The following is a 16,958-nucleotide window of genomic DNA, read 5'->3' as shown; positions in this document are numbered from 1 at the left end:
TTTTGAGTTTTAAAGATGAATAAATTTTACTTTATATTGGTTTTTGCCGTGCTTTTTAAAGCAGCTTCGGGCTATGCGCAAGAAAAGGACTTGACGCAGTATGTTGATCCTTTTATAGGCACCGGCGGGCATGGACATACGTTTCCTGGGGCTGTCGTTCCTTTTGGTATGGTGCAGTTGAGTCCAGACAATGGACGAGGAGATTGGGATTGGTGCAGCGGCTACCACTATAGTGACAACAAGATAGCAGGTTTTAGCCATACGCACTTGAGCGGAACGGGTATTGGAGACTGGTTGGATATATCGATCATGCCTTTATTGAAGCTTCGCCAAAAGGGTGAACGAGCTGAACTGGCAACTTTTAGTCATGACAATGAACAGGCTTCCCCAGGATATTATGGCGTCACGTTGGACAACGGTATACATGCCGATCTTTCCGCTTCGGAACGGGTGGGCTATCATCATTACGAGTTTCCTGAAAATAGCGAACCAACGGTGCAGCTTGACTTGGCCTTTAAGCAAAATTGGGATACGCCGATAGAAACGCACGTTGAGGTTTTAAATGACTCCACGGCCATTGGTTATCGCTATTCTACTGGCTGGGCGTCCTTGCAACGTGTCTATTTTGCCATCGTTTTCTCCAAGCCCTTTAAAGATGTCCTTTTGAGTGGTGAGAATGCGGTTATTTCTGACAACATGTATGCGGAAACAGAAGGAAAGGGCAATGGTGTCTTGGCACAGTTTCTTTTGACCGATAAGACGATCGATCTAAAAGTGGGTATTTCCATGACTAGTAGCGAGCAGGCCTTGGCGGCTATCAATGAAATCCAAACTTGGGATATCAATGAGGTTAAGGAAGTGGCTCGAAAAAAATGGCAACAGGAGTTGCAAAAGGTACAGGTGATCAGTCAAGATGAGGAGAAGTTGAAGATTTTCTATACAGCACTTTATCATACCGCCATAGCCCCTTGCTTGTTTTCGGATGGGGACGGTACGTACAAAAATATGCAGGGGGATATCCTCAAGATGGCTAACGGGGGGCAGCGCTATACCCTGTACAGCCTTTGGGATACTTTTAGGGCGTTGAATCCTTTGTTTACCTTGACGCAGCCAGTTCGTTATACAGATATGCTCAACAGCATGTTGGCTTTTTATGACGAGAATGGCTTGCTACCGGTATGGGACTTGAGCACCGCAGAAACCAATACCATGACTGGCTATCATGCCATTCCTGTATTGGCCGATGCCGTATTGAAGGATTGGCCGGGAGTAGATGCTTCGCGGGCTTACAAGGCAATGCTGGCAAGTGCATACCAGTCTGGCAGAGGTGTACCTCACTATATTCAATATGGCTATATGCCGCAGGATCTATATGGGCACAGCGCTTCGGTTACACTAGAGTACGCATATGACGATTGGTGTATTGCCCAAGTGGCTAAGAAGTTGGGCGATGAAGGGAAATATAAGGAATTTATTGAACGGGCAAGGTCCTATGAACGTATTTTCGATAAGGAAACGGGCTTCATGCGTGCTAAGAACAGCGACAGCAGCTGGGCACAACCTTTTGACCCTTTTCTTTCCGAGCATGATGAAAAGAAGGCACAGTATGTAGAAGGAAACGCTTGGCAGCACTCTTTTTTTGTGCCACATGATGTACGGGGCCTAGCAGCTTTGCATGGAGGGGGCAATAAGCTTTCTCTCAAAATGGATAGTTTGTTTAGCATCAGTTCTGAGCTTACCGGCGAAAATGTGTCTCCCGATGTGAGCGGGCTTATCGGGCAGTATGCCCATGGCAACGAGCCCAGCCACCATATTGCCTATATGTACAGTTATATCGGTGAGCCATGGAAAACCCAGGAGAAAGTAAGGCTGATTGTAGATTCTATGTACCATACTTTGCCAGATGGATATTCCGGCAATGAAGATGTCGGGCAGATGAGTGCTTGGGCTATATGGAGTATGGCAGGGCTCTATCCTGTCAATGCAGCTATAGGAGAATATGTTATAGGTAGCCCGTCTTTAGAAGAAGTAAGATTTCAGCTGGATGGAGGTAAGGAGTTTGTGATAAAGACATCTGGACTTTCGGCCCGCAATATCTACGTAAAATCGGTCAAGCTTAATGGGAAAAAATACGAGAAAACCTATATCACTCATCAGGATATGATGTCAGGAGGTGTATTGGAATTGGTAATGAGTGATAAGGCCAATAAGAAATGGGGACAAAAGTCCGAAAATTGGCCTCATTCGTTAATAGATTCTGAATAGTATGAAGTTGGGCCTTTCGTTCAGATTTGGAATGCTTGTACTTTTAATGGTTGTGGGCTGTTCTCCTAAAATGTATGAACGGGGGACAGCTGTCAGTGAGCGGGGAAAGGCATCTTACTATGCCGATCGATTTCACGGAAAATCTACTGCCAGCGGGGAGAAGTATAATAAAAATAAGTTAACCGCTGCGCATCCTAGTATCCCGTTTGGTACTATGGTGACAGTGAAAAACATGAATAACGGCAAGATTGTTCAAGTAAAAGTGAACGATAGAGGTCCGTCATCTGGTGGGAGGATAATGGATATTTCCAAGGCAGCTGCTATTAAACTGGATATGATACAAGCCGGTGTAGTCCCGGTAGAGATCAGTTACGGAAAGTCAGGGTCCAACTCTACCGTCAGTCGAACAACAGTAAAAGAGCAGAAAAGTCCAAAGAAAGGCCCTGTTTTTCGAAGAGGAAAAAAGAAATAATGGAAGGAAGGAGGGGCTGTCTCCTATGTTTGCTTGCAAGCAAGCAAACATAGGAGACAGCCCCATTCTTATTTTTAAGTGCTAAAAACGGAATTTGAACCCTAAGCTCACGCCTAGGCCTCCAAAGGTCAACCGATTTGAGACTTCATCGGCAGGCCTATTGGGGTCAAATTGACCGCTGGCCACAATATTGTGCTCATTGACATTGATATGATCATGATAATTGATAGTCTTGGATGCCTCCGATGCAGCATCTTTGGACAAAGTACCTTGTCCTAGCACAAAAGGTGCGCTGGTGCTAGGATTGTTGTTATTTCTATCAATAACCACATAGCTGCCCGATACAGATTGCATTTCCCGTTTTTTGCTCGATACGGTTACGTTTCGATACTCCACCTCGATGTTGATGCTCAAGGTCTTGCTCAGCAAAAAGTCTGCGCCAAGGGCTGATTGAAAACCGACAGTAGGTTTAGACCTGGTTCTGTCTACACGTTCCACTCCGCTCAATAGCATTTGAACATTTGGTGTTTGGTAAGGAAAACCCGCATTTGTGTACTGCTGTATGGCCGCTTGCGTGATAGCAGCCCTCATTTCGGTTGTAAGTAGTCCTTGCGAAACAGCAACGGAGCCCGTATTATCCGTTATTTTGGTGACGTTTTCGGAATAGCCGCTTACTGGGATTATGACTCCCACCTTGGCATATGGCTTGAATGTCTGGCTTTGGTTGGGGATGTACAATACCAGTGCTGGGGCAATGTCAAAGGCGGTAACTTGGCCCGTAGCTTCCATAGATAGGGCCGTTGTGCCATCCATGGGCGACCCGGTTCCCGTAAAGGTTCCGTTCTGTTTGGACATGTCTTGCGTATTGCTTTTATAATAGTTAAAAGCCATTTCTAGCCCTAAAACGTTGTTGAACTGATACCCCCCCACAAGGCCTATGCGGTAGCCCGCACCAAAGGATCCGGTCATAATATCTTCGCTCTGTGTGGCTTGTTGCCCAGTTACGGGATTGACCGTAAATACCCTGTCTCGTGAAGGCATTCCACCAATGGATGGATACTCGACCGGGGTTAATGAGAAGAAATAACTTGCATAAGGCTTTACATACCATTTTTTTTCAGGCTGTTCCTGTGCTTTCAGTGCCGTAGTTGCGATCAGCAAGATAGACACCAATGTCGTTGTCGTTTTCATAGCTTATTTGGTTTTACAATGTAGAATGCAGGGTCTGCCTTCATTAATATAATTGGTTTTGTTAATTGCTATGCTTGCATAGCAATTGTGATTCGAAGATAGCCAAGGGAAATGAAATTATCAAGCAAAAATGAATAATAATTTTGCTTATAATAATAAATTAAATATCTGAGGGAACTTAATGACTTAAAGAAGGCAGCAGTGATCGTCTAATAAGCAAAAGAGACAGGCAATAGTCCTGTCTCTTTTATTGTTAGGTTTATAATTGGGTAAGTGGTTACATTTTCTTAACACAGTTCAAATATAAAGACTAAAAAAGAATGAAGCAAATTTTGTGATAAAAAAATGGCTTTTTTTGATAAAATTGTTACGTAGTCGTGTTCTTATTTGTGGCCTGTTTTTAATCTGGAAAAACCTGTATCGGTTCGCCGAATGGATTTTCGTGAAAACTTGAAATCTGGTCTTGAAATTAGCCGTTATAAGTGCACAGACTCAAGGTGTTTTATGATGTCATTTGCCTGATGGGGATGGAACCACATTGTCGTCTCGTTGCGCTTGAACCAGGTCATTTGTCTTTTTGCGTATTGTCTAGTATGCTGTTTTATTTTTTCGCCAGCCGTTTCCAAGCTATATAAGCCATCTAAGTAATCGAATAGTTCTCTATACCCCACGGTCAATAACGGGGGCAAATCGCGATAATCGATTAGTTGTTTGACTTCATCGATTAATCCATCGGCAAACATATTATCCACTCGTTGATTGATCCTTTCGTATAGCGCTGGTCTGGGCATTTCCAATCCTATGGAGACAATGTTAAAATCGCGTGGTTTTGTTTGCTGTTTTCGGTAGTCGCTGAAAGGAATGCCCGTGCTTTGAAAAACTTCCAACGATCGTATTATTCGCTGTGGATTGGATAGGTCTACCTGATGATAATATTTTGGGTCGCTTTCCATCAGCAGTTGCTGTATATGAGCCAGCCCCTTTTCCTTATACAGATTGTTCAATTTCTCCCTTATCCCTTCCGTGGGCTTTGGCAAAATATCAAGTCCGGAACAAACAGCATTTACAAACAGTCCGCTACCACCTGCCATAATAACCAGGTCGGTATTTACAAATAGCCGATTTAGAAGTTCCAGAACCTCTTTTTCGAAATCGCCCGCACTATACTCGTCATAGATATTTAGGTTATTGATGAAGTGGTGAGGTACGCGTAGTAGGTCTTCAGCACTCGGCTTGGCCGTTCCGATAGTCATTTCCTTGTAGAATTGCCGCGAATCGGCAGAGATAATCTCCGTTCGGAAATGCTCGGCAAGCTGTATGGCTAAGGCCGTTTTTCCGATAGCTGTGGGGCCTACTATGGATATCAGAGTTTTAATAATCCTCCTCGTATTTATCGTTATCCCCAAATTCTCCGGAGAAGTCGTCATTTTCGCTTTCCGAGCTTTCTTCGTCATCCATCAAGTCCATATCTTCTGTATCGTCTGTGCCATATTCCATTTCGTTGAGAAAATCAAATTCTTCCTTTGGATAATCTTTCTCCTCGGACTCAGCGGCATCTGCTGCTGGCAATACGGAAGAGCCAAATGGCTTGGGGGCTGTACCTACCGTTTTGAATACACTGGGGTAGCTTTTTCCACTCTCCTCTTTCAGGATTTTTATCAGCTGGACGTGAAAGTCAAATGGGCGATCGAAATTGTATGTATAGTAAAACTTCTGATGGGGATCGTCAATGTATCTGCTCAGTTTTGCATTTTCCATCAATAGGACTCCTCTTTCCAGCTTTCTTTCGGTCGGAAGGTATGCTATTTCTTCTCCCTTCATCCATTGTTCATTACTGATATAGAAAGAAGATGGAACTTCGGCATTGTAGCCGGTCGATTGCTGGATGATTTTGTGCAGGTGAAGGAACGTGTGCGTAGATAACACATCTACCTCTCTCAAAACTTCATCATAGTCCTCAAAAATCACCCGAAATCTATAAATTGCCATGTTTTTTGTTAAAGAAAATTTGCTGTTACGAATATCTATAAAAAAATGGAAAGCTAAAAAAGCTAGCGATAGAATTATTCCTTGCCTTCGCCATCGACAGGTTTTAACCCAATTTCCGTGCCCTTTTTTAGCATAAACTGATAGGCATCTTCACGGTTGTTGGGGATCTCTCCTTCCAGTATTGCCTCCCGGATTGCGCTTTTTATGATGCCCACATTTGCTCCGGGTTCCAAACCGAATGCGTTCATGATGTCCTGTCCACCAATAGGGGGTTGCCAGTTGCGGATCTGATCGCGCTCTTCCACATCCTTGAGTTTCTGTTTTACGAGTTCAAAGTTTTGGCGGTATTTTTTCTTTTTATAGTCATTTTTTGTGGTGACATCGGCATGGCACAGGAGCATGAGCGAGTCTATATCATTGCCTGCTTCAAAGAGCAATCTCCGTACTGCTGAGTCCGTAACTATATCTTGCGCTAGCACAATGGGGCGTAGATGGAGTTGTACTAATTTCTGAACAAATTTCATCTTTTCGTTGAGCGGCAACTTCAATGAGGCAAAAATCTTGGGAACCATGCGCGCACCGCGGTCTTCATGGCCATGGAAAGTCCAGCCGGCCTTTTTGTCGAACCGTTTGGTTGCTGGCTTGGCTATATCATGTAAGATAGCCGCCCATCTCAGCCAGAGGTCATCGCTTAGCTCGGCAATATTGTCCAACACCTCCAAGGTATGGTAAAAATTGTCCTTGTGGCTCTTTCCATTAATGGTTTCCACACCGTGGAGCTGCACCATGAGCGGAAAGATGATTTCCAGCAAGCCCGAGTCAAAGAGATAGGTAAAGCCAACACTGGGCTTTTTTGAAAGAATGATCTTGTTCAGCTCATCTGTGATCCGTTCCTGTGATATAATGGCTATGCGATCTCTTTGCGAAACGATCGCCTTGAAGGTAGGTAAGTCTATCTTGAACTGCAGTTGTGACGCAAAGCGAATGGCTCGCATCATACGCAAGGGGTCGTCAGAAAAAGTGCGCCCTGGATCAAGTGGTGTGCGGATAATTCGATGGGCAATATCTTTTTGGCCATCGAATGGATCTAGCAATTGGCCATATGTTTCGCTATTGAGGCTGATGGCCATTGCGTTGATTGTAAAGTCCCTCCGTTGCTGGTCATCTGTTAAGGTACCATTCTCCACGATGGGTTTTCTGGAATCCCTACGGTACGATTCTTTGCGGGCACCCACAAATTCGATGTCAATCTGCTCATGACGTAGCATGGCTGTGCCAAAATTTTGGAACACGGAAACCTTTGCCTCGAGATACTGTCCTACTTGATTGGCAAAGTCTATGCCGCTGCCAATGACTAGGATGTCGATATCGTTCTTGAAAGGTCTGTCCATAATCCTGTCACGTACATAACCTCCTATCACGTATATTTCTGTGCCGCTTTTCTCCGCAATATCCCTCAGCAATTCGAATATTAGATGATGCAAATATGCTTTCATTTTTTGCAAAAGTACGAAATTTTGTTGTGAGTTTTGAGTTGCCAGTTGTGTGGGGTGTGCAAGACAAATTTCCGTTTACAATCGGCCGTTCGCAACTATCCGTAGTCTGTAGCGAGGGGGACAGCGTGTTTGGGACTACGGATTGGAACATGCATTTACTCTTGTGTCTTATGTCTAACGTCTGATAAAGGAAAACTTGCCCGAGGCATCCAGTTTCATAATGGTGGAGGGCATGTGTTTACTTAGGTCATTTTGGCCGTGTTGTACAATGTAATCGACCCCCTGTTTTATTTCTTCGCTGACTTCGCCGAAGTTCGTAGGTGATGGCGTACCGCTTATATTGGCCGATGTAGACACGATGGGCTTGCGGAACCTTTGGATAAGCTGCTGGCAAAAAGGATGCTTCACAACACGAATGGCCACACTGCCGTCGCTTGCTATCAAGTTGGTGGCCAGGTTTTTTGCTCCATCATATATAATGGTGAGTGGTTTTTCGCTGTACTCGATGAGTTCATAGGCTACATCTGGCACCTCTCGCACATAACTTATCAGCTTGTTGTCTGTGTCCAATAGCGTGATGAGGCTTTTGGACTCGTCGCGTTTTTTTAATGCGTATACCTTTGCCACGGCATCTGCATTGGTAGCATCGCAACCTATGCCCCAGATGGTGTCCGTGGGGTAGAGGATGAGACCTCCACGTTTAAGAACCTCTAGGGCACTTTTAATGTCTTCATTCATTTTGATATTTCTTGATAGATATTCATTAGCTGCTCTGCAATCACGCTGCTTTCAAATCGCTTAACATAGGTATATCCGCTTTCTTTCATCTCCATTCTCTCTTTCTGATCTTCCAATAACCTATTGATCTGACTAGCAAGTGCCATTTCGTTGTCCGGATCTATATAGACGCTACTTGGGCCACCAGCCTCTTCCAAGCAGGATCCCGTGGCGGCGATGACTGGAGTTCCGCAATGAAGTGCTTCGATAATAGGAATACCAAAGCCCTCAAATTGGGACGGGTATAAGAATATCTTCGCCAAATGATAAATGGCTGGAAAATCGTTGAAATGAGCGTCATGATAGAAATGGACACGTTGATTTAATCCCAGGTCATTGATGAGGTGTGTGATCTGCTGAAAATAGTCTGTTTTCCTCCCTATGGCTACTAAGTGTATGTCTTGGGGTAAACGAGATAAGGCTTTTATGCTCAATTGTAGGTTTTTGCGTGGCTCTATCGTTCCCACTTGAAGCAAGAAATTGCTTGGAAGGGAGTAGCGCAGTGCTACTTCTCTGAGTCTTTGTGTACTTATCTGCTCCTTAAATATAGGGTGGCAATCCTGATAGACTACTTGGATTTTATAGGCTGGCAACTCCAGGTATTCCACGAGGTCGCTTTTTGTCTGTTCGCTGATGGCTATGATGCAATCGGCCTTTTGGCAGGCTTTTTTGAGCTTATAGGCGTAGATTTTGGTGTCTATCCATTTGAAATAGTGGGGGAAACGGATGAAAATCAAGTCGTGTACGGTGAGCACCCATTTTGTATTTCCCTTTGCCGTCCCAAATGGCAGTTCGTGGCTCATTCCATGGTAAAGGTCTAGCTCTAGGTCCTGGGCAATCTTGTCGATGGAGAAACTTCTCCAAAAAGAACTGAACTTTTTTTGTAACCATGTACTGGGCTGTATTTCTATGGTGCCATTAGGTGCCTGAAAATATTTGTCAGAACTTTTTGGATTGAACAGGTAATAACTATTGAAAGGATATTGGGAAGCTATAGCTTCTATAAGCGAGCGGCTATAGTTTCCCAATCCTGTGCCATTATGAAAAGCCCTTTTGGCATCGTATCCTATTCGCAATGTTTTCAATTTGTCTCTTATTAAACGGCTACGTTATGCTCTCGCAGAGCATCGTTCAGCGAAGTCTTTTTATCGGTAGACTCCTTGCGTTGGCCGATGATCAACGCACAAGGCACTTGGTACTCACCGGCAGGGAATGTTTTGGTGTACGATCCGGGGATTACCACGGAGCGTGCGGGCACCAACCCCTTGTATTCAACGGGAGAATCACCCGAGACATCGATGATCTTGGTAGAGGCCGTTAATACTACATTGGCCCCTAAGACAGCTTCCTCCTCTACGCGTACTCCCTCTACTACGATAGCTCTGGATCCGATGAAGCAATTGTCTTCGATGATGACGGGCGCTGCTTGTACGGGCTCCAACACGCCGCCTATCCCCACGCCACCGCTTAAGTGCACGTTTTTCCCGATCTGGGCGCAGGAGCCCACTGTAGCCCATGTGTCTACCATGGTGCCTTCATCCACGTAGGCACCTATATTGACATAGGATGGCATCATAATTACGCCTCTGGCGATATAAGCTCCATAGCGAGCCAAACCATGAGGTACCACGCGTACGCCCTGTTCCTTGTAGTTGGTTTTTAGCTTCATTTTGTCGTGAAACACAAAAGGCCCCACTTTGATTTCTTCCATGTTGCGTATGGGGAAATACAGGATAACGGCCTTTTTTACCCAATCGTTGATATGCCAACGTCCGGCAACTTTGTCGGCAACGCGCAAAGTACCTTCGTCAAGACGTTGGACGGTTGTTTCAATAGCTTGTCTATATTCCTTGAAGTCTATCAAGTGTCTTTCTTCCCAAGCTTCTTCTATCAGCTTCTTTAGTTCTGCAGTCATTTAAAAAAGTAAAAATTCAAAAGTAAAAAATAAAAAGCTATCAGCATTCGGCTATCAGTCGTCAGCTATCAGCAATGAGCCTTCAGCTATCGGCCGTCAACTAACTACCAACAACGATTAGCCATGGCAAAGAAAGAAAAAAAATATCAGACATGAGACATTGGATGTGAGACATGAGACATTTACGAAGTATCAGGCATCGGATTTAAGTACTATATTTGCAATAACAGTGTTATGAAAGAAAGTGAAAAGCTAAGAATAGACAAGTATCTGTGGGCTATTCGGATATTTAAGACCCGCAGTTTGGCCACTGAAGCCTGCAAGGCCGGGAAGGTAAAGCTAAACGGGCAGAACGTGAAGCCTTCTTACGTTGTTAAGGTGGGAGAAGTGTATCATATCCAGAAAGGCATCGAAAAAAAAGTGATTCTCGTGACTGGACTACTGGACAAACGCGTGGATGCCAAGACTGCCGTCACCTATTATGAAGACCATACGCCCGTGGAGGAAACCTATGGCTATAAGTCCATGTTCCACGCACCTGTACTGAAACGCGATAGGGGAACAGGAAGGCCCACCAAAAAGGACAGAAGGGAGATAGATGAACTGAAGGGAGATTTGTGGGAGGAATCGGAAGATTAGTTGTCTTGAGGGCGTATTCTATATTTTGGGGGATTGATATCGTTCTTGTTATTCATATATTGTATTATCTATAGGCGCGATAGTACCAGCGTGCTTTCCGCAACCAGATTCGAATTTGGGGTTCGATATTACCGCCGAGTAGTTCGAAGAACAGCTCCATTAGGCAATAGTCAGGCAGCCTTTTTCCCAGCGATGCATTCATAGAGTCATTTGTTCATGTGCGTTTCGTATAAATGTCTGCGGGGTGCTCTCTTGCTTATGTGTACATGAGGCACATTGCTCCATAGATACTTCATTAATGTCTGAACATAGCATGCCGATTTAAAGTTTTTGTGTCCTAATTTGAGGTTAGGCAGAATCATTTGCAGTGTGATGATAGCTGTAAACAAAAAAATAATTTCAATATGTGGTAAAAGGAAAAACAGCATCGGTTTGTGTGTGGACACTCTGGTATAGGTAAACTCTCTGCGGTATTGGTCGATTAGTTTCTGTTGAAGTGAGGAATACGAAACGGATTGTAGGTCGATTAGCAAGACCTAATTTGATTTTTGATATTGGAATAAAACAAACTTTTGTAAAAATTCAAAAAAATGGCAGGGTTCTTGAAGGTTTCCTTTCGTAAACGGTGCGGTGAAATTTCTTTTGTCAATATTTTTTGCATCAGAAGAAATGTTAACAAAATGTAGCATTTTTGTTAAGGCGTTCGTTTTATCTTTTGAAGAGAAACAAGAGTATCATATATCTTATTTTTAAATTTATTTTGAAAGCTATTACATATCCAACATCATCTTTGGTGGTTTCCACCTATAATTGGCCAGAAGCTTTGCGGCTCTGTTTGGAAAGTATAATGATTCAAGAAGAGCTCCCAAATGAGGTGATTATAGCAGATGACGGTTCTGCAAAAGAGACTGGAAGGTTGATTGCAAAATACCAAAAGATGTTCCCTATTGCCTTGCGTCATATTTGGCAAGAAGATCTCGGTTTTCGTAAAACGGTTATATTAAATAAGGCAATAGCAGCAGCCTCCGGTGATTATGTTATTCAAATAGATGGCGATATTGTTCTCCATAGTCGATTTGTTAAGGATCATTTGGTACACGCACGCAAGGGGGTTTTCGTGAAAGGTAGCCGTGCGCTTATTGGAGCAAAAAGGTCAAAACAATTGCTTAGAAACAAAAAGGCATGCTTTACCCCTTTTAGCACGGGCATAAAAAATAGGTTTAATGCTCTTAGAATCCCGTTTTTATCAAGCCTTATCATCACCGATGAATGTAATCCTAGGGACGTGAAAGGGTGTAACATGGCTTTTTGGAAAGCCGATTTTGTGGGTGTGAACGGTTATGAAAATAACCTGAATGGCTGGGGTCATGAGGATATAGAATTGGCAGCGCGCTTCATCAACAAGGGAATTCGCAAATATCATCTGAAACTTGCGGCCATATGTTATCATATACATCATAATTTGGTAAGTAGAATATCCGAATCAAGTAATCTGAACTATTACGAATACGTTGTAAAACATCAACGTGTCAGTGCATTTAGCGGGTATCACGAAGTGCTGAGGCCGGTACCTGTCCGCGTTAGCTTATAGATTTTCATGAAGGTTGCGCTATTGATTTCTACGTACAACTGGCCAATGGCCTTGAGAAGGGTGCTGGAAACTGTTGCCTATCAAAGCTATATGCCGGATGAAGTATTTGTTGCAGACGATGGCTCTGGAGACGAGACCAGAGCCATCACTGAGTGGGCAAAAATAACTCTAGCCATACCCTTACATCATGTTTGGCATCCTGATGATGGCTTCCGCAAAACGATTATCCTGAACAAAGCGATAAAAATCTCAAAAAGTGACTATATCATCCAGATTGATGGAGATATCGTGTTGAATAGGCATTTTGTTCGCGATCATGTTCGAGTAGCTGAGCGCGGTTTTTATGTAAAGGGAAGCCGTGTGTTGCTGTCCGAGACGAAGACGGCAGAGGTCTTCTTGGGACGGGGAGCGCCGTATTTTCATTTTTTCACAAAAGGTATCACCAATCGCATAAATTCATTGAGAGCGCCCTTTCTGGCTCCGTTTTTTGAGAAAAAAAGCAGCCGCTCCGATGATTTAAGAGGATGCAATTGCGCCTTTTGGCGTGATGATTTTATGGCAGTGAACGGCTACAATAATGACTTGGAAGGTTGGGGGCACGAGGATATCGAGCTGGCAGCCCGATTGGTAAACTATGGCGTGATGCAGAAAAGAGTCAAGATGTTGGCGGTATGCTATCATTTATTTCATGCCTTTAATGAGAGGAGTCGCGAGTCGCTAAACTTCCTTAATTATCAAAAAGTGCTTGAAAGTGGTGCGAAAAGATGCGTTAATGGAGTAATGCCTAAATAGTTGAAAACTTTAAACAAAATTATACGGCTACTTCAAAAGCTTCAATTGTATAAGGAAGACGTGGAATATACATATGCGCCAGATGATTTACATATAGAAGTTCTAAATTTTTGGAAATCTCAAAGAAAGGAAGATGTCTGGTTATATCAATTTGTAGTGCATCATTGTGCGGATTATCTTACAAAGAGTAATAGCTTGCTTTTATCGTCCGTTTTTGGTCCAAGACGAGCTATTGATAAAAGCAAAAGTAAAGTAAAGCTGTTTTATACTGGCGAGAATGTACGGCGATTTCATGAGTATCGCGATTATTGCTTGTCTAGTGTTGATATCTCTTTGGGGTTTGATTACATTGATGCTACTAACTATTTGCGGTTTCCCATTTGGCTGTTTTACTTTTTTGCCGTAGATTTTCACCAAAGAGACATACAAGTAGTATTGGACAATTTTTATCAACCAGGAAGTTCTGCAAAAGACAAGTTCTGCGCTATGGTATGTAGTCATGATAAAAACGGGATACGAAGCAGGTTGTATCACGCCCTTAGTGAAATAGAACAGGTGGATAGTGCGGGTTCCTTTATGCCGAATACGAATGAACTGAAATCTAAATTTAATAATGATAAAATAAGCTTTTTAAAGCAATATAAATTTAATATTTGCCCAGAGAACACAAACCATGATGGATATGTTACGGAAAAATTATTCGAAGCAATACGTGCTGGTACTGTTCCCATATATTGGGGTGCAAAGGGTCAACCAGAGCCCGATGTGCTAAATCATGATGCTATAGTGAGGTGGGACGACAAGTTTTCGGTAAAAAAAGTGATGCGGATAGTAGAAGATTTACATAGCAGCAAAAAGCGGTACCAGGAATTCACAGCTCAACCGAAATTTAAGGATACGGCTGCTGAATATATTGCCGATAGATTTTCAAGACTCAGAAACTTATTGATAGAGAAATTCGAACATCACTAGCGCGCTGCCGTATATTATAGTTTTAAACGCTATAATTTCACGTACAATAAGTACAGAGATTAATGATTGTAACTAAACAATCATTAATATAGAGGCGGCTAGTAAAAAATAGAGTATCCATTTTGTGATTTTATAGGTGTTGAACTTAAAAAAAGCATTTCTCCCGGGCTTGCCAAAATAATCAAATCTCTCACCTATTCCCTTCAGTCTGTATCGTGATAGATTGCCCATTAGGAGACCCATTTGATAAGCCAATCGTAATACAATAATATATGTCAATACTTGCAGGTCTACTTTTTCTTTTCGCTTAGTCAGTTGTATTGCAAGCGCCAGTACATCGATTAATAGCATTATAGGAATCAGCGAAAACAACAAAAGGGCGAATTTTGAATTGAAGAAAACGGTGATTAGTGCCATGACTGCTAATAGGCACAAAGTTTCGACTGAATTTGGGAAATCATAATAAATATATCTGCTATTATGCTGTCCTAAATAACTGTTGCCGACTCCGTACCTAAAAGGACGCTGTAGATCTACCTTGCCACTATGCCACCAAGGATGGTATACAACTGCTTTCTTGAGGGTTTTATAATTTTTATAATTGTTGTTATCCCTTACCTTTAGGAAGAAATCTACATCTTCACCTCCTCCAAATTTTGGGTATTCATTTGAAAATCTTATGTTTCCAATTGATTTCCTTCGTATAAGGATATTGGCTGTTGCTCCCCATGCAAAATAGTCCTCTTTTTCCGCAATGCTAAACACGCTCATTGAACCATTGACCAATATGGCTTGCGTAAAGGCATTGATTGGTTCAGGCAATTTCACTAGACCAATGAAACCTATTTCATGTGGATATCCCTTTATGGCATTGACGTATTCGAAGAGTAACGACGGGGCTATTTGGATATCATCGTCCAAAAATAGCAACCATTCTGAATTTCCTAACTCAATTCCTATATTTCGGGTTTTTGCGGCTCCCTTGTTATCCTCGTTTATATGTAAGACAATATCATCTCTATTTGCAATATGTGATGCCAGCGATCTTGAGGGTGTGATATTGGGATTATCAACAACAAGATAGTAGGTGAAGCTCGCATTGTCTGGTTTGGGCAAATTTAATATAGGAAGAATATATCGATCTTCTAGACGGAACGACGGAATAATAATATCAATATTTATGTGCATAAATGTAGTAAAAGGATTAAGAATGCCAATGAAATACTTTATTGATTTTGCTTTACAAATGTAGTATAATAAGAGATGGTTTCTTGTGACGGGTTTTTATTTCGACCTTTAATCAATAGACTCATTGCTTGTGTCGAGTATCAATTTTTTATAAGCTTGTGAAAACTTGTCCGAATTGAATTCTCTTTCTACTAATTTAGCACAATTTTGGGAATATTTCAACAAGATTTCCTTGTTATGAACTATAACACTTATCTGTTTGTAGAACGAGGTCGTCAACTGGACCGTATCGTGAGTATTGCTTATTAAAAAGCCGGTTTCTCTATCCTGCGATATATAATTAGGGATTTCTCCCACGTCGACCGACAGTGGTATTACTCCAAAAGTCATAGCCTCCACAAATACCATTGGGAACCCCTCAAAAATAGAAGTGCACACTATCAAATGAGCCGAGTCATATATAGCGTATAGCTCGGACTTCTTGGTAATGTGTCCCTTAAAATCTATCTGTGGATGGCTTTTTCGATAGATGTCAAAATCTCCTACTACGGTGAAATGGACAGGTAGCTTTTTGTCGATACAGGTTTGGGCAATACTAAAGAACACGTCAGGACGCTTTTCCGGACTATTTCTTGCTACGAATAATATGTGTAACTTTCTGCGAAACGAGTCGACTGTCTTTGTTTTTTTGTTAATGATAACGGGACCCTTATTGGATATGATATGGATGTTTTTAGCCAGGCTTTCCTTTCTGTGGTGCCGTTCATAAAGAGCAATGAGTTTACCTTTGTGGTACTCACCGAGCACTATTCTTGCATTTATCCTGTCCGCAACTGGCAAACTATAGTTCTCTAACCCTTCGTTATCCTTCTCAACAAAAGAATGGATTAAATCTATTACCCTAACGTGCTCCTGAAGGAAAGGTATCAGGTCGTAAAAGAACTGGCTGTTGCTACCGAAAACCACTGGTTTTTTCCTCTGGTTAATTACTTTGGCTATCTTTTGAGCCATTTTAGGTACAAACGAGGCCTTTGTACCCCATCTGCTCAAGTAGATTACTGTGGAAACTTCCATAAATTCCGTCAGAAATCCTGAGTTTTTTGATGCCTCCGTGATGAAACAGGCGGGTTTTGTTCCATTGCCAATCAGCTTGAGGATTTCCAAGTGTACTCTTTCTGCTCCTCCAGTGGCATAAAAGGGAAAAACAAAAAAATAATCGGTATCTAAGTGCTGTAATTTGTACGAGATATACGGATAACGCAATAAGGCGTCCAGCGTACCAAATTTCTTTTTATAATTCATTAGTTGCTAATTGCAAGGCATTTTTAGAGTTTTTCTAAATGCCCATATGCTTACGTTTATAACGAAGATTATGTACACGGTGTTACAAAGAGAATTTATTTTCTTTGTCGCCATGGTTAAGCACCAGTCGCAAGGCACGTGATCGTTCGTTAAAGCGGCCAGTAGTGTTGAATCGATCTCTTGCGTGTACACGATGGAGTATGTGGGATTGGGAAGATATGGCGATCCGTTGGAAAGCAATTCTATGAGGGCGGTTGCTTTTGGTTTAAAAAGAAAGACGGGTAGCGTAATGTAAACCATTCGCTTCTTAGCAGGACTAGGAAATCAAATGCTTCAATATGCCTTCTATCGGGCGCTTTCTGGAAAATT

Annotated in this window: 15 protein-coding genes; 6 read left to right on the top strand and 9 right to left on the bottom strand. The window is 42.4% G+C overall.

Going from position 1 to position 16,958, the window contains the following annotated elements; genetic code table 11:
• Positions 1-15: 15 nt before the first annotated feature.
• Positions 16-2,265, top strand: a complete 2,250-nt coding sequence (locus A37S_RS0103700; RefSeq protein ID WP_051292703.1) for a GH92 family glycosyl hydrolase — start codon at positions 16-18, stop codon at positions 2,263-2,265.
• 70 nt (positions 2,266-2,335) lie between these two features.
• Complete coding sequence (locus A37S_RS23520) at positions 2,336-2,737, top strand: septal ring lytic transglycosylase RlpA family protein (protein ID WP_245586300.1); 402 nt, start codon at positions 2,336-2,338, stop codon at positions 2,735-2,737.
• An 81-nt stretch (positions 2,738-2,818) separates the two neighbouring features.
• Here A37S_RS23520 and A37S_RS0103690 read toward each other — a convergent pair whose 3' ends face one another.
• The 7 genes from A37S_RS0103690 to A37S_RS0103660 form a co-directional block, all read right to left on the bottom strand.
• Complete coding sequence (locus tag A37S_RS0103690) at positions 2,819-3,928, bottom strand: outer membrane beta-barrel protein (protein WP_028295815.1); 1,110 nt, start codon at positions 3,926-3,928, stop codon at positions 2,819-2,821.
• 476 nt (positions 3,929-4,404) lie between these two features.
• On the bottom strand, positions 4,405-5,382 hold the full coding sequence (gene miaA / locus A37S_RS0103685; RefSeq protein ID WP_342663578.1) for a tRNA (adenosine(37)-N6)-dimethylallyltransferase MiaA: 978 nt from the start codon (positions 5,380-5,382) through the stop codon (positions 4,405-4,407).
• A complete protein-coding gene (locus A37S_RS0103680; RefSeq protein WP_028295813.1) occupies positions 5,300-5,917 on the bottom strand; it encodes an IS1096 element passenger TnpR family protein in 618 nt (205 codons plus the stop codon). The genes miaA and A37S_RS0103680 overlap by 83 nt, the downstream gene beginning before the upstream one ends.
• A 74-nt stretch (positions 5,918-5,991) precedes the next feature.
• The gene (locus A37S_RS0103675) at positions 5,992-7,413 is read right to left on the bottom strand and encodes a CCA tRNA nucleotidyltransferase (protein WP_028295812.1); all 1,422 of its coding nucleotides are present in this window, start codon (positions 7,411-7,413) and stop codon (positions 5,992-5,994) included.
• Between the two features lie 174 nt (positions 7,414-7,587).
• Entirely contained in the window at positions 7,588-8,151 is a 564-nt protein-coding gene (locus A37S_RS0103670; protein WP_028295811.1) for an L-threonylcarbamoyladenylate synthase, read from the bottom strand.
• Complete coding sequence (locus tag A37S_RS0103665) at positions 8,148-9,275, bottom strand: glycosyltransferase family 4 protein (RefSeq protein WP_245586299.1); 1,128 nt, start codon at positions 9,273-9,275, stop codon at positions 8,148-8,150. Before A37S_RS0103665 ends, A37S_RS0103670 begins: the two co-directional genes overlap by 4 nt.
• 11 nt (positions 9,276-9,286) lie before the next feature.
• Complete coding sequence (locus A37S_RS0103660; protein WP_028295809.1) at positions 9,287-10,105, bottom strand: 2,3,4,5-tetrahydropyridine-2,6-dicarboxylate N-succinyltransferase; 819 nt, start codon at positions 10,103-10,105, stop codon at positions 9,287-9,289.
• Positions 10,106-10,339: 234 nt separating this feature from the next.
• Between A37S_RS0103660 and A37S_RS0103655 the strand changes: the two genes are divergently transcribed.
• From A37S_RS0103655 to A37S_RS0103630, 4 genes are all read left to right on the top strand, one after another.
• Entirely contained in the window at positions 10,340-10,744 is a 405-nt protein-coding gene (locus tag A37S_RS0103655; RefSeq protein WP_028295808.1) for an RNA-binding S4 domain-containing protein, read from the top strand.
• Positions 10,745-11,504: 760 nt separating this feature from the next.
• Entirely contained in the window at positions 11,505-12,335 is an 831-nt protein-coding gene (locus A37S_RS0103640; protein ID WP_245586298.1) for a glycosyltransferase family 2 protein, read from the top strand.
• 6 nt (positions 12,336-12,341) lie between these two features.
• Complete coding sequence (locus A37S_RS0103635) at positions 12,342-13,127, top strand: glycosyltransferase family 2 protein (RefSeq protein WP_028295805.1); 786 nt, start codon at positions 12,342-12,344, stop codon at positions 13,125-13,127.
• A 60-nt stretch (positions 13,128-13,187) separates the two neighbouring features.
• The gene (locus tag A37S_RS0103630; RefSeq protein ID WP_169719429.1) at positions 13,188-14,099 is read left to right on the top strand and encodes a glycosyltransferase family 10 domain-containing protein; all 912 of its coding nucleotides are present in this window, start codon (positions 13,188-13,190) and stop codon (positions 14,097-14,099) included.
• A 72-nt stretch (positions 14,100-14,171) separates the two neighbouring features.
• On the opposite strand, the gene A37S_RS0103625 is transcribed toward A37S_RS0103630, so the two are convergent.
• Positions 14,172-15,287, bottom strand: a complete 1,116-nt coding sequence (locus tag A37S_RS0103625; protein WP_028295803.1) for a glycosyltransferase family 2 protein — start codon at positions 15,285-15,287, stop codon at positions 14,172-14,174.
• 108 nt (positions 15,288-15,395) lie between these two features.
• The gene (locus tag A37S_RS0103620; RefSeq protein ID WP_028295802.1) at positions 15,396-16,589 is read right to left on the bottom strand and encodes a glycosyltransferase family 4 protein; all 1,194 of its coding nucleotides are present in this window, start codon (positions 16,587-16,589) and stop codon (positions 15,396-15,398) included.
• Positions 16,590-16,958 lie beyond the last annotated feature (369 nt).

It is taken from the genome of Olivibacter sitiensis DSM 17696 (assembly GCF_000427965.1).
Classification (GTDB): Bacteria; Bacteroidota; Bacteroidia; order Sphingobacteriales; family Sphingobacteriaceae; genus Olivibacter; species Olivibacter sitiensis.
This window is presented reverse-complemented; position numbering and strand designations above follow the sequence as displayed.